The organism is Williamsia phyllosphaerae, from assembly GCF_014635305.1.
Taxonomy (GTDB): domain Bacteria; phylum Actinomycetota; class Actinomycetes; order Mycobacteriales; family Mycobacteriaceae; genus Williamsia_A; species Williamsia_A phyllosphaerae.
The window spans coordinates 391,953-414,827 of the sequence record NZ_BMCS01000001.1 but is presented as its reverse complement, the minus strand read 5'-3'; the positions used below and the strand labels follow the sequence as shown (position 1 = coordinate 414,827).

Annotated in this window: 18 protein-coding genes and 1 pseudogene; 7 read left to right on the top strand and 12 right to left on the bottom strand. The window is 63.6% G+C overall.

Annotated elements, in window-relative coordinates:
* Nucleotides 1-105 precede the first annotated feature (105 nt).
* On the bottom strand, nt 106-1,071 hold the full coding sequence (locus IEV93_RS02075; protein WP_188486466.1) for an IS481 family transposase: 966 nt from the start codon (nt 1,069-1,071) through the stop codon (nt 106-108).
* A gap of 164 nt (nt 1,072-1,235) precedes the next feature.
* Entirely contained in the window at nt 1,236-2,006 is a 771-nt protein-coding gene (locus IEV93_RS02070; RefSeq protein ID WP_268237447.1) for a siderophore-interacting protein, read from the bottom strand.
* A gap of 160 nt (nt 2,007-2,166) precedes the next feature.
* Between IEV93_RS02070 and IEV93_RS02065 the strand changes: the two genes are divergently transcribed.
* The gene (locus tag IEV93_RS02065; RefSeq protein WP_188486463.1) at nt 2,167-2,775 is read left to right on the top strand and encodes a TetR/AcrR family transcriptional regulator C-terminal domain-containing protein; all 609 of its coding nucleotides are present in this window, start codon (nt 2,167-2,169) and stop codon (nt 2,773-2,775) included.
* 601 nt (nt 2,776-3,376) lie between these two features.
* On the opposite strand, the gene IEV93_RS02060 is transcribed toward IEV93_RS02065, so the two are convergent.
* From IEV93_RS02060 to IEV93_RS02045, 4 genes are all read right to left on the bottom strand, one after another.
* Nucleotides 3,377-3,865, bottom strand: a complete 489-nt coding sequence (locus IEV93_RS02060; RefSeq protein ID WP_188486461.1) for a hypothetical protein — start codon at nt 3,863-3,865, stop codon at nt 3,377-3,379.
* Nucleotides 3,862-4,491, bottom strand: coding sequence for a nuclear transport factor 2 family protein (locus IEV93_RS02055; protein WP_188486459.1), 630 nt, complete (start codon nt 4,489-4,491; stop codon nt 3,862-3,864). The genes IEV93_RS02060 and IEV93_RS02055 overlap by 4 nt, the downstream gene beginning before the upstream one ends.
* Nucleotides 4,492-4,584: 93 nt before the next feature.
* Complete coding sequence (locus IEV93_RS02050) at nt 4,585-5,637, bottom strand: alpha/beta fold hydrolase (RefSeq protein ID WP_188486457.1); 1,053 nt, start codon at nt 5,635-5,637, stop codon at nt 4,585-4,587.
* Nucleotides 5,638-5,827: 190 nt separating this feature from the next.
* The gene (locus IEV93_RS02045; RefSeq protein ID WP_229705105.1) at nt 5,828-6,805 is read right to left on the bottom strand and encodes a fumarylacetoacetate hydrolase family protein; all 978 of its coding nucleotides are present in this window, start codon (nt 6,803-6,805) and stop codon (nt 5,828-5,830) included.
* A 300-nt stretch (nt 6,806-7,105) separates the two neighbouring features.
* Here IEV93_RS02045 and IEV93_RS02040 point away from each other — a divergent pair, with 300 nt between their 5' ends.
* The 6 genes from IEV93_RS02040 (at nt 7,106) to IEV93_RS02015 (ending at nt 14,825) form a co-directional block, all read left to right on the top strand.
* A complete protein-coding gene (locus IEV93_RS02040; RefSeq protein ID WP_229704828.1) occupies nt 7,106-8,371 on the top strand; it encodes a thiolase family protein in 1,266 nt (421 codons plus the stop codon).
* Nucleotides 8,372-8,375: 4 nt separating this feature from the next.
* Nucleotides 8,376-9,929, top strand: coding sequence for a class I adenylate-forming enzyme family protein (locus IEV93_RS02035; RefSeq protein WP_188486453.1), 1,554 nt, complete (start codon nt 8,376-8,378; stop codon nt 9,927-9,929).
* A gap of 51 nt (nt 9,930-9,980) precedes the next feature.
* Entirely contained in the window at nt 9,981-11,183 is a 1,203-nt protein-coding gene (locus IEV93_RS02030; RefSeq protein ID WP_188486451.1) for a PucR family transcriptional regulator, read from the top strand.
* Between the two features lie 152 nt (nt 11,184-11,335).
* Complete coding sequence (locus IEV93_RS02025) at nt 11,336-12,496, top strand: acyl-CoA dehydrogenase (protein WP_188486449.1); 1,161 nt, start codon at nt 11,336-11,338, stop codon at nt 12,494-12,496.
* Between the two features lie 239 nt (nt 12,497-12,735).
* Nucleotides 12,736-13,920, top strand: coding sequence for an acetyl-CoA C-acetyltransferase (locus IEV93_RS02020; protein ID WP_188486446.1), 1,185 nt, complete (start codon nt 12,736-12,738; stop codon nt 13,918-13,920).
* A 425-nt stretch (nt 13,921-14,345) separates the two neighbouring features.
* On the top strand, nt 14,346-14,825 hold the full coding sequence (locus IEV93_RS02015; protein WP_188486444.1) for a hypothetical protein: 480 nt from the start codon (nt 14,346-14,348) through the stop codon (nt 14,823-14,825).
* A 280-nt stretch (nt 14,826-15,105) separates the two neighbouring features.
* Here IEV93_RS02015 and IEV93_RS02010 read toward each other — a convergent pair whose 3' ends face one another.
* The 6 genes and pseudogenes from IEV93_RS02010 to IEV93_RS01990 form a co-directional block, all read right to left on the bottom strand.
* Nucleotides 15,106-15,537 carry a RedY/HapK family protein gene (locus tag IEV93_RS02010; RefSeq protein ID WP_188486442.1) on the bottom strand — a complete coding sequence of 144 codons (432 nt, stop codon included), beginning with the start codon at nt 15,535-15,537 and terminating at the stop codon, nt 15,106-15,108.
* Between the two features lie 1,090 nt (nt 15,538-16,627).
* Nucleotides 16,628-16,786 (bottom strand): annotated as a pseudogene (locus tag IEV93_RS22705) (putative immunity protein); the annotation flags it as partial.
* Between the two features lie 107 nt (nt 16,787-16,893).
* Nucleotides 16,894-18,816: an acetate--CoA ligase gene (gene acs, locus IEV93_RS02005; protein WP_188486440.1), complete on the bottom strand. Its 1,923-nt coding sequence runs from the start codon at nt 18,814-18,816 to the stop codon at nt 16,894-16,896.
* Nucleotides 18,817-18,828: 12 nt separating this feature from the next.
* Nucleotides 18,829-19,941 (bottom strand): alanine dehydrogenase, encoded by a 1,113-nt coding sequence (gene ald / locus IEV93_RS02000; protein ID WP_188486438.1) that lies wholly within the window; start codon nt 19,939-19,941, stop codon nt 18,829-18,831.
* A 45-nt stretch (nt 19,942-19,986) separates the two neighbouring features.
* Complete coding sequence (locus IEV93_RS01995; RefSeq protein WP_229704827.1) at nt 19,987-21,474, bottom strand: NAD-dependent succinate-semialdehyde dehydrogenase; 1,488 nt, start codon at nt 21,472-21,474, stop codon at nt 19,987-19,989.
* On the bottom strand, nt 21,471-22,772 hold the full coding sequence (locus tag IEV93_RS01990; protein ID WP_188486436.1) for an aminotransferase family protein: 1,302 nt from the start codon (nt 22,770-22,772) through the stop codon (nt 21,471-21,473). Before IEV93_RS01990 ends, IEV93_RS01995 begins: the two co-directional genes overlap by 4 nt.
* Nucleotides 22,773-22,875: the final 103 nt, after the last annotated feature.

Here is a 22,875-nt window from a genome sequence, read left to right as displayed (position 1 = left end):
GAGGCATGTATCCGGGTCCTAGACTCCGCGCATGGCCAATTTTCCCGTCGATTCGTCGATCCGCGTGATGGTGATCGACGACGAGGCGCTAGTTGTACCCGGACATCAGGTTGGTGACAGGCGGCTGATGGGTGGGTGTCCGCCGAGTGCGCTGTGACGGCGGTCAGTGTTGTAGTTCTCGAGCCAGGGTGCAAGGGCTGCGGTGCGCTCGGCGTTGCTGGTGTAGGGGTGTCGGTAGGCCCACTCGGTGGCCAGGGTGCGGTTGAGTCGTTCGACTTTCCCGTTCTGCCAGGGGCAATGAGGCTTGATGAACTTTTGCGTGATCGCGTGGTCGGCACACACAGCTCGCAGGGAGTGTTGGTACGCCCAGGCGTTGTCGGTCATCAATCGCTCGATCCGATCGATACCGTGGTCGGCGAAGTACGCGATGGCGCGGGTGAGGAAACCAGCGCAGGTCACGCCTTTTTCGTCGGCCAGGATTTCTGAGTACGCCAGCCTCGAGTGATCATCGACCATCGAGTGCACATAGTCGAATCCAACAGGGACAGAACGATTTCGAGCCGACGAGCCCGCGGCGCGGCCTCGCGCTTTCCAGCCACCGCCGGCGGGGATACGGCCGAGCTTTTTGACGTCCATGTGGACCAACTCACCCGGCCGGTCGCGTTCGTAGCGGGTCGCGGTGGTTTTCGACGCCCGGATCACCGCCCCGGTGAGTGGATCGAGCTCACACAGATACGGCATGGCGTGCCGGCGCAGCACCCGTGGGACGGTGCGAGCGGGCACACCGAGTTCTGGTCCGATCCAGTCCGGGCCACGCCGCTGCTCACGTCGTAGCGCAACGATACGGTCCTCAACCGCACTACTGGTCCGCGTCGGCATCCTGTGCGGGCGTGAGGATCTGTCCACAAGACCGGCCTCACCCTCGGCGGCGTGGCGATCGATCCAGGTCTTGATGCATTTGCGTGAGACGCCCATCGCTGCAGCGATATGCGATTGCGGCCACCCAGCTCGGTGGCGCTCGACGATCAGCCTTCGGCCATGGACGGTGGTGCGGGCATTACGGTGGGACACGAGAACCTCCGGAGTGGTGATGGGCCTTCGACAAGCCACACCCCACCCGGAGGTTCTCCCTACTTCAACCCGACACGCCTGCTACCAACGTCCTGTCCGGGTACAGCTAGTAGGTCGCATGCGAAACCAACGGCAATGGTCAGGACTGTGCGTGCCGCGGGGAATCAGCCCGGGCTGCTCTTGCCGTACCGCCAATATCCGCCGAAGGTGATATCGGACTTAGGTATTCCTCGATCGTTGACCAGATGCCGGCGCAGTCCTGTCGGCAACGTGTGTTCGCCGGCAACCCAGGTATAGAACTTTCCTCGAGGCAGGGTCGCGCCCCTCATCTCCCGCAGCAGCCGGGTCCCGGGCACCTCGGTCGGTTCATCACGGACGACCCAGTGAATCTGTGCGGACTCCGGGGCCGACACCTTCTCCGGGATGTCGGAGGCCGTGGGCACTTCGAGGAACACCTCGACACGCAGATCATCGGGAACGCACTCGAGGATCGACAGGACTGCCGGCACCGCACTTTCCTCCCCGGCCAGCAGATGCCATTGGGCATCTGACGGCGGTAGGTAGGTGATGCCTTCGTCGAAGATCCCCACCGGATCGCCCGGCCGCGCATGCTCGGCCCACCCCGATGCCGGGCCGGCGTCTCCGTGGCGCACGAAGTCGATGTCGATCTCGAGGTCGTCGGGCCTGAACTGTCGGATGGTGTAGTTGCGCACCCACGGCCGCCGCGACTTGGACTGAAGCAGGAACTGCCCCAACCAGGCATCGTTCGACACCGTCGGCATCCGCAACTCGCGCTGTCCGTCCCTGGGGAAGAACAGGCGAACACTCTGGTCGAAGCCCATGTGGTCCAGATCGACCAGACCCTCGCCGCCCACGGTGACTCGTCGAAAGCTAGGGCTGATCTCGACGTTGTCGATGACCGTCAACGCGGTCATCCGCCGACTCTTTGGGCGTTGCACTTTTGGGATCACACCCATCGAACACGACCTCCACAACTTGAGCGATGTTCAAATGAACAGTGTTCAAGTTAGGCTACACTTAGTATTGAGTCAAGGTGTGTGTCGAGGCGATCAGCCGCAAGCGAAGGAGAGCGGTGTGCAACTGCGACGAAACGATGTCCTTAGGGGCGCAATCGAATTACTCGATGCCAAAGGCCTCGACGGGCTGACGATGCGCAAGCTGGGGGCGCACCTGGGCGTCCAGCAGGGCGGCCTCTACTGGCACTTCACGAACAAGCTGGCACTACTCGAAGCGGTCGCGGGCGCCCTGGTGGAGGGCGTCGGCGACGATTTACCCCCGGCGCCATGGGCCGAGCAACTCGACATCCTGGCCCACCGCCTGCGTTCAGCGCTCATGGCCCATCGCGACGGTGCCCGGGTCATGGCTGGGACCTACACGACCGACCAAAACACCCTGGCCATCGCCAGAGCCGGTATCGACGCACTGTGCCGAGCAGGCTTCGACCGATCCGAAGCGGCAGCCGCCCTGACCATCATCGGACACTACGTACTCGGTCACACCATCGAAGAACAAGCTATGTTCGGCGTCGACGGACCCGAACATCGGCGCCCCGAACCACCCGATGGGGATGACGATGACCTCGATCGACTGTTTTACGACACCTTCACCAGCGACCCGGCCACCAGATTCGCCTACGGCATACGCACCATCATCAACGGACTCGAGCGTCAGCTATCGCCCTAAACCCGGTTATGTCAGATCAGCACCAAAACCAATACTGCACAGCATATTCGGCAGGCCGATAACATTACGATGTGTCAGGTTGAGGCAATACTGCTGATCACAGAGGCGTGTGGGGTGCCTTCTGGGCTGTCTGGGTCCGGGTTCCGCACGCCGCTTGCCTCGTAGGAGGTCTTAGGTTGCTGATTGGCGGTGGTGTCAGTTCTCTGGCCGGGTGCCGCCGCCGGTGCAGGTAGCGCAGATGTATCGGTTGTCGATTTTGGTGGCGGTAGCGCCAGCAGCGATATGGCCGCTGCAGTAGTCGCAGAGTGACGAAAATGCGGTCCGGAAGACGAATTCAGGCTGGTTCGCGCGATGCGCCGACTTAGGAGGGGTTCGGCCCGCAGGTGTGGGTGGTTGAGCTGATGTCATGATCCACGCACCGGGCGGGCTGACCCCAGCATACGGGTGTGTTGTGGCAGGGCTGGGGGCATCTCGTGCTTGCCTCCCTGAGTTTTGTCGGCTGGTGACTTGGCGCGGGGCCGGTTTGTGTGCATGGGTTATTGACTCACCCGGGTAGACACCGCTGCCTTTGATGTTGCGGCGGTGCCTACCGGGCTTATTGTCACGCTCGCGAGCGGCGTGACGTCCCTGCAGCGTGGGCGATGATCAGCACGAGGCCGATGGTGATCAGGTATCCGCCGATGCGCATGTTCGGGATGGCGTCGTAGAACCCTCCCCAGCTGAGCGGGCCTTTGACCGCGAAGACTGTCACGACGAGTGCGACTAGGGCGATGACGCCCTCTGCGGCGGCGAGCAGTCTTATCCGCGTCACGATCGCCGCTGCCGCGGCCGCAATTGTGACGATCACTAGCGTCCACCCGAGCCACCCGAAGTAGGAGGACTGGACAGTCGACGGGCTACTTGCGGTGATGTCGCCGAGTGTCGCGAAGTCCAGCGACATTTCGGGAACACCGGCCGCGGGCTGGGCGGGGCTGAACAACCACGTCGGCCCGATGAGGCTGATGATCGACAGTATCGACCCAGCGCCGGCGAGTACTGCGAAACCTCCCAGGGTGCGGATGGATGAGCGGGTGGCGGTGGTAGTACTCACGACTGGGCCTCAGCTGAGTTTCGTTCGACGAAGGGGGCGAAGAAGTTCATTCGAATGTCCTCGGGCCGCAACTTCTCGAGGTCGAACCCTGCGTACACGGCGTCGTCTTTGGTGCGTTTGCCCATCGCCGGTTCGGGCAGCGGTACCGGGTAGACGGGGACCTCGAACTCGACGGTGTTGTCGACCAGCGAGTGGCGGTACAGGATCTTCCAGATCCCCTCGCGTCGCTCGAAAATGTCGATGTACCGGCATTCGACCAACTGATGCAGGTAGGGCTTGTCGGGGTTCTGTCCGGGAACTGCCATTTCGTGCAGTACGTGCACGTGGCTCTCCACGAACGCGCGGTCGCCGGCGAACTCGATGATCTCGTTGGTGAGGGAGTGGACGGTGGTGTGGGCGTGGGGGAGTACCTCAGCCACGACCCACTCGGCGAACGGCTGGGCTGGGCCGTTGGCGAACCAGTGGGTGTCGTAGGCGTCGTCGTGGTAGCAGGCTTTGAGGACCTCTGCGTCGAGCCGATCGACTCCGCGGCAGTAGCGGTGCAGGACGTCGCGGATGGCTTCGCGGCTGCGCAGATCGTCGAGGTCGCGTTCGAGTGCGGCGAGACGAGTTTCGGTGTCGGACATGTGTTGTGACTCCTTTGTTTCAAGCTCGGGTTGGCGATGTCCGTTTGGATACCGCCGGCCGTTGCTGTGTCGTGATCGAAGTGGTGTTTTCGATCAGGCTTGTTGGATGAATGCGGTGAACGCGGTGAGCCATTCGTCGCGGGCTTCGATGATGGGCAGGTGGCGTACACCGTCGATCCAGTTGTGTACTACCCGTCCACCCCGCTGCTCGTATTCGCCAAGGACGTTGCGGATCTGGGTGACCATGGGCTGGGTGGGGCAGGTGTCGGCCCCGGGCCAACCCGGTATGAGGCCGGCCGCTCCGAGTACCGCGGCGTCCCAGGTCGATGCGTCGGAAATGATCGAGTCCTCGCCGCCGTGGCTCCATAGAATCGGCGGCTTGTCCTGCAGGTCGACGATCTCGTTCCAGTGCAGATATTTGGGTGAGAGGGCATTCAAGATGCCGCGTGTTCCGGGTGCGGTCCCGGGCCAGTTGTCGGATGCGGCGATGTCGCCGGGGAAGTTGTTCTCGTCGATCCAGGTGGTGAACGTTTCCTCGAGTAACAGGGCCGACAGGTCTGAGGGGTCGGCGGGGTCGCCGCCCCAGAATGTGGGCGGCATGACGTTGCGCGGGGAGAATGGGCTGTCGGTTGATCGGTCTCCGGCTGTGAGGTGTTCGAGGAAGGTGGGGTTGACCATTCCGGCGCCGCTGCCGGCGTAGTCGTCGTACCAGGGCGACCCGTCGAGTCCGACCCCGCCGAATCCGAAGGGCGCTACCGGATCGATCAGGGTCAGCGACGCGGCCGCGTGGCCCTCGATGACAAAGCGGGCGATCGCGCCGCCGCCTGTGGACCATCCGACGAGGTGCGGGGGCTCGGTGATGTCGAGGGCGTCGAGCAGCGCGACGATGTCATCGGCCCAGTCGGAGAGCCCGCGAGTCGCGTCGATCGGTGCGCGTTCGGTCCGGCCGAACCCACGCATGTCTGGTGCGATGACCCGGTAGTGCGAGGGGATGTCGGTCATCACGTGCTCGTAGAACCGGCCGGTCGAGAGATTGCCGTGAATCAGCAGGACCGGTTGTCCGTCGGTGGCCCCTGACTCGATGTAGTGCACGCGCAGACGCGAGGTGTCGACGGTTGCGGACCGCACTCCAGGTAGTAGATCCATGGCGTGAGGCGCCTCCTTCTGTGGGTGGATGCCCGGCGTCGAGCGCGGACGGTGGCGTTAAGGCTGGGACGAAACTGGCCTTGTCGGTGTGACAAAAACAATCATCTGCGATCGATGTGACCCATGTCATTGGCGTCGAATCCAACGTCTACCCGGCGCGGGTGGACTCGTGAACAACTGAATCGGCTGGCTAATTGGCGCCGAATCGTGGTGGGTAGTGCGAGAACCCGGGCAGGCCCGCTGACTGCGTTTTGAGTTCTCTCGCGCCGACCTGGTTCTTGAGCACCCCGATCCCGGTGGCTTCGAGTTCGATGACGTCGCCGGGTTGGATCCACCGGTCGAGCTCGATTCCGCAGCCGCCGCCGACGGTGCCGGTGCCGATGAATTCTCCGGGCACTGTGTCTTCGCCGTAGCTGGCCCAGGCGAGTACCTCTTCGAACGAGTAGGACTGATCTACTGCGGACCCCTGGGCCCACTTTTCGCCGTTGATGCGTGCGGTGACCTGTAGGTCATCGAGATCGACTTCGTCGTAGGTCAAGACGGCGGGGCCGATCACGTTGGCGAAGTTTTTTCCCTTCGCCGGACCCACTTGGGCGGACATCTCGAACGATTGGATGTCTCGTGCGCTGACGTCGTTGAAGATGGTGATGCCGGCGATGTATGACGGAGCGTCGGCAACGGAGATGTCGCGTCCTGCGCGGGAAACGAAGAAGCCCAGTTCGAGTTCGAAGTCGAGTTGGTCACTGTATGCCGGCCACGGAATGTCGTCGCCGGGACCGAGGATCGCTTCGTGGTTGCCGTTGTAGCTGATCGGAAACTGCTGCAGCGGCGCGGGAGGTTCGATGCCGAACGATCGCCGGTAATGCTCGAGGTGGGTGAGGAAATCGCGCATACGCCGAGGTCGGGGGACCGGTGACAGCAGTCGCACATCGTCTCTGCCGGTCAGTATGGGGCGGCCGTTTCCGCCGACGAGCTCGGCGCCTTCGGCCAGCGCCGCATCTACAAGTGCCGCGCCGTTATCGAGGCCTCGGGATCCAGTTTCGAAGAAGGCGATCATGGACTGGAAGTCGGCGCTTGGCATTTGTGGCCGCAGGACGCTGCGCGCTGCCTCGAGGTCGACAACGGTGTCTTTAGACACCGCTCCAAGACACTGCGTGTCATCGCGCATGAAGGTCACTAGCAGCATTTTTGAACACTCCTTGGGTCGCGACGTCGGGAACTCGCTGTTCATCCGATCCGAGTCGCCTGGCTACGTCAACGTCCACCGGGACAACGCCGAGGCAGCGCGGTCGTGCCCGTGAACAACCTGGCGACATCGTCGAATCGGTCGCTTAACCGGCATTGTCGGTGCCAACGCCACGTCGGGTCCGGTTGTCTGCTGATACGAAACCCCCGCCGGTCTGTTGGTTCGCAGGACGTGGTGGTCGGTCATGTCGCCAAACAGAATTACTAGTACCTGCGCAGTCGCGTGACGCGCAGCCTGATGGAAGGTGGCGCAGTAGTGGCGAATCGGGTGTGGGTTGCAGGGGTGGGTATGACGCCGTTCGGCATCCACCGTGAGCACTCGAACTACGAGTTGGCGCGATGGTCGGTGCGCGAGGTACTGAGCGACTCTGGTCGAGGTGTCGGGCCCCAGGCGGTGGACGTCGCGTTCTTCGCGTCGACGACGAATGGCATCTTGCACGATCAGGGCATGATCTCGGGAGAGATTGCGCTGCGGGAGATGGGAATCCAAGGCGTTCCTATCTATAACGTGGAAAACGCCTGCGCCACTGGCGCCACCGCGTTCAACCTCGCTGCGACGTTCATCCGCGCCGGCGACGCCGATGTGGCGTTGGCGGTCGGTACGGAAAAGATGCACATCGGCGACGCGCCCCGAACGATGGCGCTGTTCAACCAGGGTTACGACGTATCGCGACCCGAACTGCTGCAGGACACGCTGCACCAGCTCGGCGGCTCGGACGACGACGCGGGCGATGGCAATCGGTCCATTTTCATGGACATCTATGCCGCGATGGCACGCCAACACATGCGCTTGTACGGCACGACCGCAGAGCAGATCGCCGCCGTGGCGGCCAAAAACCACCGACACGCCGTCGACAACGAGCGGGCGCATTACCGCAAAGCGATGACGACCGACGAGGTTCTCTCGGCACGCAAGTTGTCCTATCCGCTCACAGTCCCGATGTGCGCACCGGTCACCGATGGGGCCGCCGCGGTGGTGCTGTGCAGTGATGAAGGACTCCGCAAGCTACGCACCGCTCATCCCGTCGAGGTCCTCGCATCGGTGATCGGGACCGGAACTGACCGCGACATAACCACATTCGACGGACACATCAGCCAGATGGTTTCCACGGCAGCCTACGAGCGTGCAGGTGTGGCCCCGGCCGACATCGATGTCGCCGAGGTCCACGACGCAGCTGCTTTCGCCGAAGTCCTGCAAAGCGAGATGCTCGGTTTGGTGCCCCCAGGGGAGGGTGGCCCGGCTGCGGCGCGCGGCGACACAGAACTCGGCGGCCGAATCCCGATCAACACCTCCGGTGGCCTGGAGTCCAAGGGCCATCCGATCGGGGCCAGCGGACTCGGTCAGGTATTCGAGCTGACCGAGCAACTGCGCGGCAGGTGCGGGTCCCGACAGGTCGACGGCGCACGGTTGGCGTTGGCGGAGAACGGCGGAGGGTTTCATCGCGGCGAGGAAGCAGTGACCTCGATCATTATTCTCAGAAAGCAGTGACGACGTGGCCGTGATCGACTTCTTCGACAAAGGGTGGGCTTCGGTACCGTCTGCCATCGCCTACCGCACAGCCGATGAGGCCTGGACCTACGACGCTGCCGGACGCATGTCGTGCCGCATCGCGCACGGCCTGCGTGCAGCCGGGATCGCTCGACAAACACCAGTGGCGGTGCTGTCCCCGAACGCACCCCTGGCCTGGATCTGTGTTTTGGGAATCTGGCGATCTGGCGCGGCGTGGGTGCCGCTGAACCCGGGAAGCCCCGCGACCGACAACGCCGCACTGATCGACCGATTCGACGTGGAACTGGTGTTCTTCGACCCGTCGTTGGCGACAGCCATGGCAGCCATCGCAGACGCGTGCCCGCAGATCCAGGCGGTCGCCCTCGCCGCCGGCACCGACACCATCACCCTCGATGAGTGGCTGGGCGACGCACCCGAGACGTCACCGGACCTCGACTACGACATGGACGACGTTGTGGCCCTGATGCCCACCGGCGGAACGACAGGACTGCCCAAAGGCGTCATGAACACCCACCGAAGTCTGTCGGTCATGGTGGTTCATCAGATGCTCGCGATGTCCTATGACGAAGGCGAGGCAATCGTCAATCTCGTCGCCGCACCCATGACCCACACCGCCGGTCTACTGACTCTGCAAACCACAGCCCGCGGCGGGACGGTCGCGATAATTCCGCGCGCCACACCCGATCTGGTACTCAACGCCATTGCCGCGTTCGGGGTGACCGACCTGTTCCTCCCCCCAACGGTCGTCTACCGCCTCCTCGAGGTGCTCGACCGGTGCGACGTAGACACCTCGTCGCTGAAATACCTTCTCTATGGTGCGGCTCCGATGTCGGTGGAAAAGCTTCGGATCGGTGTGCAGCGACTGGGGTCGGTGTTCCTTCAGCTCTACGGCCAAGTCGAAGCCCCAGCGGCCATCGCGTTTCTGCGCCCATCCGAACACATCGTGAACGGCGAGCTCGCAGGAGACGATCGGTTGTCCTCCTGTGGTCGTCCCTACCCGCTGGTTTCAGTGCGGGTGGTCAACCCAGACACCGATACGCCGGCCGCGGTCGGCGTGACCGGGGAAATCTGTGTGCGTGGCGACCTGGTCATGAAGGGCTACTACAAAGATCCCCAACGCACCGCGGACACCATTCGCGACGGGTGGCTGCACACCGGGGACATGGGTCACCTCGACGACCACGGATATCTGCACCTCACCGACCGCAAAAAGGACCTCATCATCTCCGGCGGCTTCAACGTCTACCCCAACGAGGTCGAGCAGGTGATCTGGTCGCATCCCGCAGTCCAGGACTGCGCTGTGGTCGGCGCACCCGACGACGACTGGGGAGAAAGGGTCACCGCGGTCGTCGAACTGAATCCCGAGCAGACGGTAGATGCTCACGAGCTGATCGCTCTGTGCCGGGAACAGCTCGGCGGGGTCCGCACCCCCAAAGAAGTGATCTTCGTCGACAGCCTCCCGCGCAGCGTCAACGGGAAGGTACTGAAGAAGGACATACGTGCCCAGTTCTGGGCTGACGCGGGACGACTCATCTGACACCAAGCCCCCATGCCGTCGTTGTGCCGGTGTACAACAGAAACGACAACCATGGAGGCCGGTGAGGTGATCGGGTCAGGCGACGGCAACGGCGGGCACGAGTCCGCCGACGTGCTGGCGCGTCTGATGGCCGACGTCCCCATATTGATCACCCGGACCGAGCACCAGGTCCGCGAGCTGAGCACCTACGACGCACTGTCTGATGCGGAACTGGCCGAGGCCATCCGCAGAAACGTCGACGACGCCGTCACCAGCCTCGAGGCCAATGCCATACCGCCGCACGTTCAACTGTCGGAGCTGGCAGAAAGAGTCGTGCGTCGCCGCGTCGAGCAAGGAATCCCGGTCGAGGACATGATGCGGACCTACCGAGTAAGCCTGGCCGTGATCAATGACCGGTTCATCGAATTGGCCGTCGATGCCGACGTCAGCTCCCGCGAGTCCTTGCGGTGCTCGAGGTTGCTGTGGTCGCTGAGCGACGCGTTCATGACCTGTGTCGCCCAGGAATATCAACGGTTGAGCGTCGAATCGGCGCTACTCGACGACCAGGCCAAAGCAGACCTGGTCCAAGGACTGCTGTTCGGCACTGGCAACCACTCCGAGATGGTCCGCGCCTGCGAGACCCGCGGGTTGGACCCGTCAGCGTCATTTCACGCAATCCGCGCACGGGTCACCGAGCCCGCCGCGTTGGCGGCGGTATGCCGGGAGCTGCAACGAAGCGGGGCAGAGCGCGGCGGCGCGGCGATCGTGTCACCCTTCCGCGGCGACGCGATCGGTCTCACGACGCGCCCGCCCCACCCCATCACCGGCACGGTCGTGGCCCTCGGGCCACCACTGCCGCTGACCGAGCTGGAGGCGTCGTTCACCAGCGCCGGCCGAGTCCTCGACGCCGCGGTACTTCTGGACTACACCGGAGTCGTCAGCGTGGCAGATGTCAGTTGGCGGGTCGCCGCGATCAACGACACCGAAGTCTCCCGACTGCTCCACGACCGATACATAGCCCCTCTGCGCGAGCGCGGCGAGTTCGGAGAACAACTGCTGCAGTCGGTCCGGCACTTCCTCGCCTGCGACCGCAACGTCGCCGCTGCCGCCGAATCAATGTTTCTGCACAAGAACACGCTGCGCTACCGACTCCGAAAATTCGAAGAACTCGCCTCAGCGTCCCTGGAGGCAACCGACGTGATCGTCGAACTAGCGTGGGCCCTCGAAATCGACGCTGCCGCAGGACACCGCCCGGACACCAACCGAACGGCATAGCAAACCCATCAGATCAGCCCCGTTGTACCCCAGCACCATGGCGTCGATACTGCCTTGACGTTGCGCACGTAGATCATCGACGGTGTCCGCCCCTAGGTTCGAATAGACAGCTCGCGTTCACGAGCCACCACAGTTCTCTAGGAGTTTCGCCGATGTCGGGTAACCCGGATTTCGACCTGTTCGCACTGCCCGAGGAACACGACGCGCTGCGCGAGGCCATCCGCGCGCTCACGGAGAAGGAGATCGAGCCGTACGCGGCCGACGTGGACGAGAACTCGCGGTTCCCGCAGGAGGCGCTCGACGCCCTGAACGCGTCGGGTTTCAACGCGATCCACGTCCCCGAGGAGTTCGAGGGTCAGGGCGCGGACTCGGTCGCGGCGTGCATCGTCATCGAGGAGGTCGCGCGCGCCGACGCATCGGCGTCGCTGATCCCCGCGGTCAACAAGCTCGGCACGATGGGCCTGATCCTCAACGGCTCCGACGAACTCAAGAAGCAGGTCCTGCCCGACCTCGCGACCGGTGGGGCGCTGGCCTCCTACGGATTGTCCGAGCGGGAGGCCGGTTCGGATGCGGCCGCGATGCGCACGCGCGCCAAGAAGACCGCCGACGGCTGGGTGCTCAACGGCGCGAAGGCGTGGATCACCAACGGCGGCAAGTCGACCTGGTACACCGTCATGGCGGTGACCGACCCCGACAAGGGGGCCAACGGCATCTCGGCGTTCATGGTCCACAAGGACGATCCCGGTTTCTCGACCGGCGGCTACGAGCGCAAGCTCGGCATCAAGGGGTCGCCGACGGCGGAGTTGTATTTCGAGAACTGTGAGATCCCGGTCGATCGCATGATCGGCGAGCCCGGGACCGGTTTCAAGACCGCCCTGCAGACACTCGACCACACCCGCCCCACGATCGGCGCCCAGGCCGTCGGTATCGCGCAGGGCGCGCTGGACAAGACCATCGAGTACATCAAGGACCGCAAGCAGTTCGGCAAGACGATCTCGCAGTTCCAGGGCGTGGAGTTCATGATCGCCGACATGGCGATGAACATCGAGGCGGCTCGACTGATGGTCTACACCTCTGCGGCACGCGCCGAGCGCGGCGAGAAGAACCTCGGTTTCATCTCGTCGGCCTCGAAGTGTTTCGCGTCCGACGTCGCGATGAAGGTCACCACCGATGCGGTGCAGCTCTTCGGCGGCGCCGGCTACACCCGCGACTTCCCGGTCGAGCGGATGATGCGTGACGCCAAGATCACCCAGATCTACGAGGGCACCAACCAGATTCAGCGGGTCGTGATGTCACGCGCATTGCTGCGCTGAGTCCCTTTGTCTGCACCAAATGGGGCGACACACTCACCGCAATCATCCGAACCCCACACCGAGTCTCATCGTGAAGCGCACAACGCGTGCGAAGGCAGGAGCCCAGACATGACCGACACAGAGACCGCAGTACGCGGCCGCGCAAGAATGGAGATGGCCGAGCGTCCGGCTCGTGAATCGCGCCATGGAGGGCGCGTCATGTCCAGCGTTGCGGAAGACCATAGGGACCGGAGCGTCGAGTGACCGACCGTTCTGTCATCGTCGGCGGCGCCCGGACCCCCTTCGGTCGGTTGATGGGCTCATTGGCGGGCCTCTCGGGGGCCGACCTGGGAGGCTGGGCGATCAAGGCGACCCTCGCGCGCGCTGGCGTCGCGCCCGAACAGGTGCAGTACGTGATCATGGGACAGGTCCTCACCGCGGGTGCAGGGCAAATCCCCGCCCGCCAGGCCGCCGTCGCCGCGGGGATCCCCATGAGCGTGCCCGCCGTGACCATCAACAAGGTGTGTCTGTCCGGTATCAACGCGATTGCTCTGGCGGACCAACTGATTCGAGCCGGTGAATTCGACGTAGTGGTTGCGGGTGGTCAGGAGTCCATGACGCAGGCGCCGCACATGCTGGAGAACTCTCGCCAGGGTTTTAAGTACGGCGACGTGACGATGGCTGACCACCTCGGCTACGACGGGCTGTTCGACGTGTTCACCGATCAAGCCATGGGCGCCCTCACCGAAGCCCGCAACACCGGAGCCGTCGTCGTCACCCGCCAGGAGCAGGACGCGTTCGCCGCATCGTCGCACCAAAAGGCCGCACAGGCATGGAAAAACGGCCTCTTCTGCGACGAGGTGGTGCCCGTCGAGATCCCACAACGCAAGGGCGAACCCCTCGTGCTGCGCGAGGACGAAGGGATCCGCGCCGACACAACCCTCGATTCGCTGTCTCGTCTGAGCCCATCGTTCGACCGCGACGGCACCATCACGGCGGGATCGGCATCTCAGATCTCCGATGGGGCCGCCGCAGTCGTGGTGATGAGCAAAGCGAAAGCACAAACGCTGGGCCTAGATTGGCTCGCCGAGATCGGCGCGCACGGCGTCGTCGCCGGACCGGACTCGTCGCTGCAGAGCCAACCCGCCAATGCCATCTTCGCGGCATGCACGAAGGAGGGCTTCGACCCGTCCTCACTCGATGTGGTCGAGATCAACGAGGCGTTCGCCGCCGTCGGAATCGCCTCCACCCGCCAGCTGGGGCTCGATCCCGAGAAGGTGAACGTCAACGGCGGTGCCATCGCGATCGGCCATCCGCTAGGGGCATCCGGGGCACGCATCACCCTGCATCTCGCCCTGGAGTTGAAGCGACGCGGCGGCGGTACCGGTGCCGCCTCACTGTGCGGCGGCGGCGGCCAGGGCGACGCTTTAATCCTGCACGTTTGACCAACCGTTCGGGCGGTTGGTTCTAGCGTGACAACGCACTGGTTCCTAACGTCGTTGTGACTGAACCTGATTCGAGCCGATAACATGGACTATGTCAGGTGGAAGGTCGACGGTAGCTGGTAGACAACATATTTTGCCTGGGGCGCTAGCTCTTCTTCTTGGAGTTGGCGTCGTCGGCGACTTTGCGGGCGGGTGCACACAGGTCGGAGATGTACTGGCGAGCGCGACTGTTAAAAACACCGAACACAAATAGGGCGCCGGCGATTACGGCGATGAGTATTGCGACAAGAAACTCTGGCGTCATGTTGGGGCCCTTGGTCGGCGCTGCCTCTAACGGTTCTACTTAGACTGACCGATCCTCCGCGCGTCCGCGACCGGATTGTCGATGAGCCCGTCGCAGCCGGCGCCCCGGGTACGGTGTCCGGATGACTGAACGTAAGTGCGGGTCGCTCTTCGGTGGCGGTTTGCTGGCCGCGGTGGCGTTTACGGCGTGCGGCGCCGAACCTGGCGAGTCGCCGTCTGGACGAAGCGAAGTTACCGTCACGACAGAATCGTCACAGGTTGAAGCGACGTTCTACCAGGTCTCGACCGACAATCCCCTCAACACCCAAGCGCTGATATCACCAGACTTTGAGCAAGATCTCGTTAACGCAATCTCCCGTTGCGACCCAGGCGGGGCGGACAGCCTCAAACGGCGAATGACATTGTCCAAGACGGGAGACTTACCCCCAGAAGTGACCCTGTCCATCGTCGTGGCCCCGGGAGCCAATGCTGGCTCTTGTGCAAACCAGGCTGCCGACACGACCGTGCAACTGCTTTCGAATGCTAAGTCGCTGACATCCATCCGCGAGATACTGAATCCGCTCGAGTTGAGGTTGACGGGAACCGTCTCGAAACGACCCTGAGTCGTCAGGGAGACATGGCCAAAGCGCCTCCAGCGCAGCATATTCTGCGCTCCGATAATTCGCGATTTGTCGGCCGTGGGATGCCCCTCGGTGGCCCGGGTTGGATCGCGTCGGTTTCGTATCGCGGTACACGTCTTACGAACGGTGTGGCTGTGGAGCTCGTCATGGGCCGTTCGTTGAGGAACGTCCGAGGTGTATGGGTAGCGCCGCCCATCTATGGAGCACGCGGGTGTCTCGTCGAATGCGTAGCCACGACGTAGATCTCTTTAGCACCGTATAGTTAGAACTCGGTTTCCGAACCGCTCAGTTGGTCCGCGCTCGACCTGCCGATGGGTTCCAGGAAAGAACACCGAACTGACCCGGGTTCGACCAGCTCGTCGAACCCGGATCGGACCTCGGACAGCGCGGTGCTGTTGTCACGCCACGCGATCCACTCACCCCAGTCACCTACTTCGATGAGTTCGATGAACTCGAAGCCGACACCACCGCCTTCCGCATCCCCCAGGATTCTGAACGCATGAAAGCGCGCGACTTCTTTTTGGTCGGCCAAGGTGGGCTGATCGACCTCTGAAGAGAACTTCACGAATTCCTCGGGTGACACTCCCTCACGCAAGCGAAAAATGTTGACGGCTAGAGCGGTTCCTGCTGTATTTATCATCGAACCAATTTCCTTCCAGGTATTGATCTTCTCGTGCGAATGGTACGCGTACAAGGGGCTGACTTAAAGCTCAAAGCGGACCCGGTACATTGTTGAACCGGTTTGAATGGAACCAGTCTGCCCCGAGCCAGATTCGGAGCCGCAAACCTGTCGCATTTCAAAGTGCAAGAATGCCCCTGGCCCGGCGATTTGAGCAAATGGAACCGCGCATTTAGAGAAATTGACACTCCTGTCTGACAAACAGTTGTGGCGTGGCCATTACCGGGTGATTCCGTGCCGACTTGCGTGGAAGCCCTACATCGATATTCGACGGACTAAGATGCTACGTCAGTCGATGGCGCTTGCCATCGGTAATTCTACGTATTAAATCTTCGGCAGTAGGCGTATAGAACCGTCATTAATGCTCCAAAGCACCCGCAGACGTCGTGAAAGCGAGGACGCTGCTCAGATTCGATCGGCCAGGCCGGGGGAGTGAGATCGCTTCCGACCTTGCTCTTGGCTCGAAGGCACGCGGGGCTACTCGACCGAATTCATCGACACCTGCCGCACTCGATTGACTCACAGTGCACCAGCGTTCCGTGCTGGACGGAGGTGGGTTGCAGGCGACGACCTGGAGGCGCCACGAGACGGAGCGGCACTCTGCGTCAACGGAGGGCGAGAGTACGAATCTGCGGCTCAGTCCGACACCGTCGTGGCAATGAGATGCGCTGCGGCACGGGACGATTTTCTCCCCAAGGTCGCCACAGCGTCGTTTCGGTCGGTGACAGCCGATAGGTAATAGGGCGGACTCGTGATTGGTTTCAGCGCTACGAAAACCGACTGTCGCTGCGAGGCGCCCCGCGATCCGGTAGCGATGTCAAGCAGCGGTCGACACGTGGTGTAGGCCAGCGATGGGACCGGTAGTCTCCGGCGGTTTATGTAGCGCCTGTGTGCACGCTGATGAGTTGGGTGCCGGATGCCGATGTCCGATCACAACAGGTTCAGGATGGATCGGTCTTAGGGTTTGATCCGGGCTTAACCGGACCTAGATTAGTGGTAACGAGACGCGTTGAGGTGGGAAGGGTTCGGGTCGGATTGGTGCAGTTTCTGGCTTGAACACTTTGGTCGGTAGAACGATTGATAGAAGTTCCGGCGCCGCGTCTTTCTATTGCCAGCCACGCTCGCCGGCTTGGGCCGCGGCGGCGGCAATCTGGAGTCCCACCGCTTTCGCGGCGTATGTCGCTGAGTGATGGGCGTGGTCGAACATATGGGCCACCGCGCATAACTGCCCGGACGCGCGGGCGGCAGCCAACGCGAGCGCTGAGCCCGCACTACGCGGCGTCGCGAGCCGCGGCGTGCGCTGCGAACGCCTCTGTCCGGCAGGTAGTCACCGGCAATCCGCCAAGCTTGGTCCAGGTCGAGTGCGGTGAGTCACCGGGGTCGAACTGCACTGATCGCGTCGAAGACTGCCGGGTCGACCAGGGTGGAGGTGTCACCGAGGTCGCGGCCCTCGGCCACGTCGCGGAGCAGGCGGCGCATGATCTTGCCCGAGCGCGTCTTGGGAAGCTCCGGCACGACTGTGATCTGACGCGGCTTGGCGATCGGGGAGATCTCCTTGGACACCTGAGCCTTGAGCTCCGCGATTAGAGCGTCGCCGGTGTTCTCGACCCCGCCGCGCAGGATGACGAAGGCGACGATGCCCTGACCGGTGGTCTCGTCCGCCGCGCCTACGACGGCCGCCTCGGCGACACCGGGGTGGCTCACCAGAGCCGACTCGACCTCGGCGGTGGAGATGCGGTGGCCGGAGATGTTCATGACGTCGTCGACGCGTCCAAGGACCCACAGGTCGCCGTCGTCGTCGAAGCGCGCACCGTCACCGGCGAAGTACCAGCCCTCGTTGGCGTACCGCGACCAGTAGGTGTCCTTGTAGCGCTCCATGTCGCCCCAGATGCCGCGCAGCATCGACGGCCACGGCTCCTCGAGTACGAGGTAGCCAGTGCCACCGGGCCCGAGTTTTTTCCCGTTGTCGTCCACGATGGCGGCCGAGATACCGGGCAGCGGCGTCTGCGCCGACCCCGGCTTGGTGGCGATGACGCCGGGGAGCGGGGAGACCATGATCGCGCCGGTCTCGGTCTGCCACCAGGTGTCCACGATCGGCGCGCTGCCGGCGCCGATGACGTCGCGAAACCAGCGCCACGCCTCCGGATTGATGGGTTCGCCGACACTGCCGAGCACGCGGATCGAGGAGAGATCGTGCGCGTCGGGGATCTGTCGTCCCCACTTCATGAACGTCCGCACCAGCGTGGGCGCTGTGTAGTAGATGGTGACGCCGTACTTCTCGACGATGTTCCAGTGCCGATGCTCGTCGGGTGAGTTGGGCGTCCCCTCGTAGACCACCTGTGAGGCGCCGTTGGCCAGTGGGCCGTAGACGATGTAGCTGTGCCCGGTGACCCAGCCGATGTCGGCCGTGCACCAATAGACGTCCTTGCCCCGCTTGTGGTCGAAGACGTAGTGGTGGGTGTACGCGGTCTGCGTCAGGTAGCCGCCGGCGGTGTGGATGATGCCCTTCGGTGTACCCGTGGTTCCCGAGGTGTAGAGGATGAAGAGCGGGTGCTCGGAGTCGAATGCCTGCGCCTCGTGCTCGGGGGAGGCGGACCCGACGGTGTCGTGCCACCAGTGGTCGCGGCCCTCGGTCCACTGCACGTCATTGTCGGTGCGTTTGACCACGAGGACATGCTCGATCGACGTGGCGCCCTTCACCGCCTCGTCAACCGACTCCTTGAGTGGCGCGGCGCTGCCGCGACGCCACTGGCCGTCGGTGGTGACGATCAGCTTGGCCCCGGCGTCGTCGATGCGCGACCGCAGTGCCGAGGAAGAGAAGCCGGCGAAGACGACACTGTGGGTCAGTCCAAGGCGGGCGCACGCGAGCATCGAGACGATGGCCTCAGGGACCATGGGCATGTAGATGGCCACGCGATCGCCGGAGACAAGTCCGAGCTCGGTGAACGTGTTGGCGGCGCGGCTGACCTCGGCGAGGAGATCGGAGTAGGTGAGGTCGCGGCTGTCGCCGGGCTCGCCCTCCCAGTGGATCGCCACCTGATCGCCGCGGCCCTCCGCGACGTGCCGGTCGACGCAGTTGTAGGCGACGTTGAGCTCGCCGCCGACGAACCACTTCGCGACGGGAGCGTCGGACCAGTCGAGGACCTGCTGGAAAGGGGTGTGCCAGTGCAGACGCTTGGCCTGCTCTGCCCAGAACGCAAGTCGGTCGTCCTTCGCCGCAGCGTAAAGCTCGGCCCCGGCGTTGGCCTGCGCGACGAAGTCGTCACTGGGAGAAAAGGGAGGGGTCTCGGTCATTGAAGCTACCGCTCACGCAAACACATGATTGCCCTGCACGCTGGGTAGATCCGGGAACGCATCCGCGACACCGGGGCACACGATCCTGCCGTCGCGGGTGTTGACGCCCAGCGCCAGCGCAGGATTGGCGGCAAGTGCGGCTTCGACGCCGCGATCAGCCATGTGGCGCAGATAGGCCAACGTGGCGTTGGTGAGTGCCTTCGTCGACGTCTGCGGCACCCCGCCGGGCATGTTGGCCACGCAATAGTGACGGATGCCGTCGACGGTGAACATCGGCGATTCGTAGGTGGTGGGGCGGGAGGTCTCGAATGCGCCACCCTGGTCGATGGCGACGTCGATGAGCAACGCATTCGGCTTGAGCAGCGCAAGCTGCGCACGCGATACGACTTTCGGCGCTGTTCTTCCGGGGACGAGAACTGCGCCCACAACTGCGTCCGCCTGCGCGAGTTCGGTTTCCAAGGTGTGGGCGTCGGAAACCAGTGTTCGTGCCCGGCCACCGAACAGGATGTCGAGTTCGCGGATCCGCTTGCCCGAGGTGTCCAGGATGGTGACCTCGGCCTGCATGCCGAGAGCCAATAGTGCGGCCTGCGTGCCGACGACTCCGCCGCCGATGACGAGGACACGGCAGGGGGCCACACCCGGTGATCCGCCGAGCAGCATGCCGGGACCACCGGCCGGCATGGTCAGATGAGTGGCGGCCGCGTGCGCGGCCAAACGACCGGCGAGTTCGCTCATGGGGGTCAGCAATGGCAGGCCGGTGCTGTCCTGCACGGTTTCGTATGCGATGCCGAGCGTCCCTGCGGCCAACAGCGCCTCGGTCAGCGGACGGTCAGCGGCGAGATGCAGGTAGGTGAACAGGGTCAGGTCCTTGCGCAGGAATTTGTACTCCGCTGCGACTGGCTCCTTGACTTTCACCAGAAGCTCGGCTCGCTCCCATGCGTCGGACTGAGAGGTGAGATGGGCTCCGACCACGGTGTATTCGTCGTCGCTGAACCCCGCGCCGACACCGGCGCCCCGTTCGACGAGGACGGTGTGGCCACTACGAACCAGGTCGGCGGCGCCGCCGGGGGTCAGCCCGACGCGGGCCTCTTGTGGCTTGATCTCTTTGACAACGGAAATATGCATGGCGGAGGTACTTTCGTTCTAGGGATGTGTGAATGGATGGGACGATCAGGCGCTGGGGCGGCGGGCGATGTTGTAGAAGCGCACGTTCTGGTACTCCTCGAGGCCTTCGGCACTGCCCTCACGACCGAGACCAGACTGTTTGAGGCCGCCGAAGGGAGCTGCGGCATTCGACGGCACGCCTTGATTGATTCCGACCAGGCCTGTTTCGAGTCGGTCGGCGACGTTCAACGCCCGGTCCAAGTTCTCGGTGAACACGTAACCAGCGAGGCCGAACTCCGTGTCATTGGCGCGCGCGATCACCTCGTCTTCGGTGTCGAATCGCTGCACCGCGGCAATCGGACCGAATATTTCCGATACCGCCACATCGGCCGACGCGGGAACGTGGTCGAGCAGGGTCGGCGCAAAAAAGTTTCCGGGTGAGTCGAATTCGACCCCGCCCGTGCGCAATTGCGCGCCCCGCCTGATGGCATCTCGGGTCAGCTCGGCCATCTTTGTGGCGGCGCGCCTGTCGATCATCGGTCCGAGGGCGGTGCCGTCGCCGAGTCCGTGGCCTACGTCGACGGCGGCGAGACGATCGGTCAATGCGTCCACGAAGTCGTCGGCGATCCCGCTTTGTACATAGATGCGGTTGGCGGCGATGCACGACTGTCCACCATTGCGAAGTTTGGCGGCGAACACTCCGTCGACGGCACGCTCGAGGTCGGCGTCGTCGAACACCAACGCAGGGGCATTGCCACCGAGCTCCATCGAGCTGCGTAGCACCCCACCGGAGGCAATGGCCATCAACTGCCGACCGACGCCGGTCGAGCCGGTGAACGAGACTTTCCGCACGCGTTCGTCACGCAGCACCGCGTTGCTGAAGTCAGCAGGCTTCTCGGTGGTGATGACGTTGATCAGCCCCTCAGGTACACCGGCCTGGCGAGCCAGCTCAACGACGTAGAACGTGGTGAACGGGGTGAGATTGGCGGGCTTGATGACGACCGCGCATCCAGCCGCCAGTGCGGGCGCGATCTTGCGGGTGGCCATTGCGAGCGGGAAGTTCCACGGGGTGATCAGTACGGCGAGACCGACAGGGCCGCGGCGGACCACAATGTTGGCGCCGCCGTCTGGCGCCTCGCGGAAATCGCCGCCCGGGCGCACAGCCTCCTCGGCGTACCAGCGCACGAAGTCGCTGCCGTACTTGACCTCACCACGCGCCTCGGCCAGGGGCTTGCCCATCTCACGAGTGATGAGGTGGGCGATTTCCTCGGTGTGGGCAACGAGGGTGTCGTACCAGGCGTGCAAGACGTTGGCGCGTTCGCGCGGAGTGGTTCGCGCCCACGCGCGGCCGGCGTTGTCGGCGACGCCGACCGCTTCGAGAGCACCCGCGACGTCGACGTCAGGGATGTACCCGATGTGCTCGCCTGTGGCGGGATCGTTCACCGAAGTGCCACTGGTCGGTAAGCCGATCGAGTTTATTACGTCGTTCGCGTAGTTCATTCGGTCAGCCCGGGCAGATACCAGGGTGCGCGTGTCGACGGTGGCGGAGGTCAACGGTTCACCCGTTCTGTGATCGCGGTGTCGATGGCGGCGATATAGCCCTCCAGTTCATCGTCAGTGACGATGAACGGCGGACTGATCTGCAGCGAGTTGCCGCGCAGCGGACGCGAGATGTAACCGAGGTCGATCAGGTCGTCGGCGATCGATTCGGCGGAAAGGTTGTCGGACAGAGTAATGCCACCGAGTAGGCCGCTCACACGTACGTCGACGACTTCGCCCTGCCGGGCGCTCAGGCCCTGCAGTGCGTCTCGAAGTACGACCTCGAGCTCGTTGACGCGCTCGACGAGCCCGTCACGTTCGAGGATGTCGAGGTGCGCGAGTGCGACCGCCGATGCGGTGGCGTGTCCGGCGTAGGTGGCGCCGTGGCGGAAGATCGGGGTGTCCGGGGAGTCCACGTAGAACGGTTCCCAGATGCGTGGGCTGACCAGCACTCCGCCGAGTGGCGCGTAGCCGGACGTGACGCCCTTCGCGAAGGTCATCAAATCCGGTGTGACACCAAATCGTTGCGCGGCAAACATCTTTCCGGTGCGACCGAAACCGGTAATCACCTCGTCGAGAATGAGCAGGATGTCGTTGTCACGACACACCTTCTCGACTGTTTCCAGATATCCGGGGCTGGGCGGATTGACCCCACCGGTGCCTTGCACTGGTTCGGTGACGATGGCAGCGATGTTGTCCGCACCGATCTCGGCGACCATCGCCGTGATGGCGTCGGCGTCGTGCAATGGGAAGCGGGCAGTATCGGGCACCAGGGACTCGGTACCGTAGCCGTCGCGGTTGAACTGGAGGCCCGCGATGCTGGTGCCGAAAGCATGCAAGCCGTGGTAGGCGAACTCGCGAGACAGGATCATGGTCTTGGTGGCTCGGCCTTCGCGCTGCCAGTGTCTACGGGCCAACTTGCACGCCACATCGATGGAGTCCGAGCCGCCCGAGTTGAGAATCACCTTGGACCGCTGAATGGGCGACATGGCTGCCAGCCGCTCACCCAGAGCCAGAGCTTTGTCATTGGTGAATCGGGCGAAGATGTGATAAGTCTCCAGCTTACGCATCTGCTGAAACGCGACCTCCGCCAACTCGGGATGGGCGTGGCCGATGTTGGCGTGCCAGAGGCCGGCGGTCCCATCGAAGAGCTTCTGGCCATCGGTGGTGAAGACGTACGATCCGACGCCGCGGTCGATGATGAGCTGACGCCCCAGCACCGATGGGAGGTGTGCCTGCGCGGGCCAGAGCGCAGGCCCGTCGAGGATTGACCTTGCCGAATTGCCTGCGGCCACATGGTCGGTGAGCGTCATGGGTCCCTCCTTCGAGGTAGTCGATGTGGCCGTCGCGTGTGCCGGCATCAGGATCGAGGACTGACGGCACCTACGGTAGGTCCAACCGCATGCAAGAAAAAGC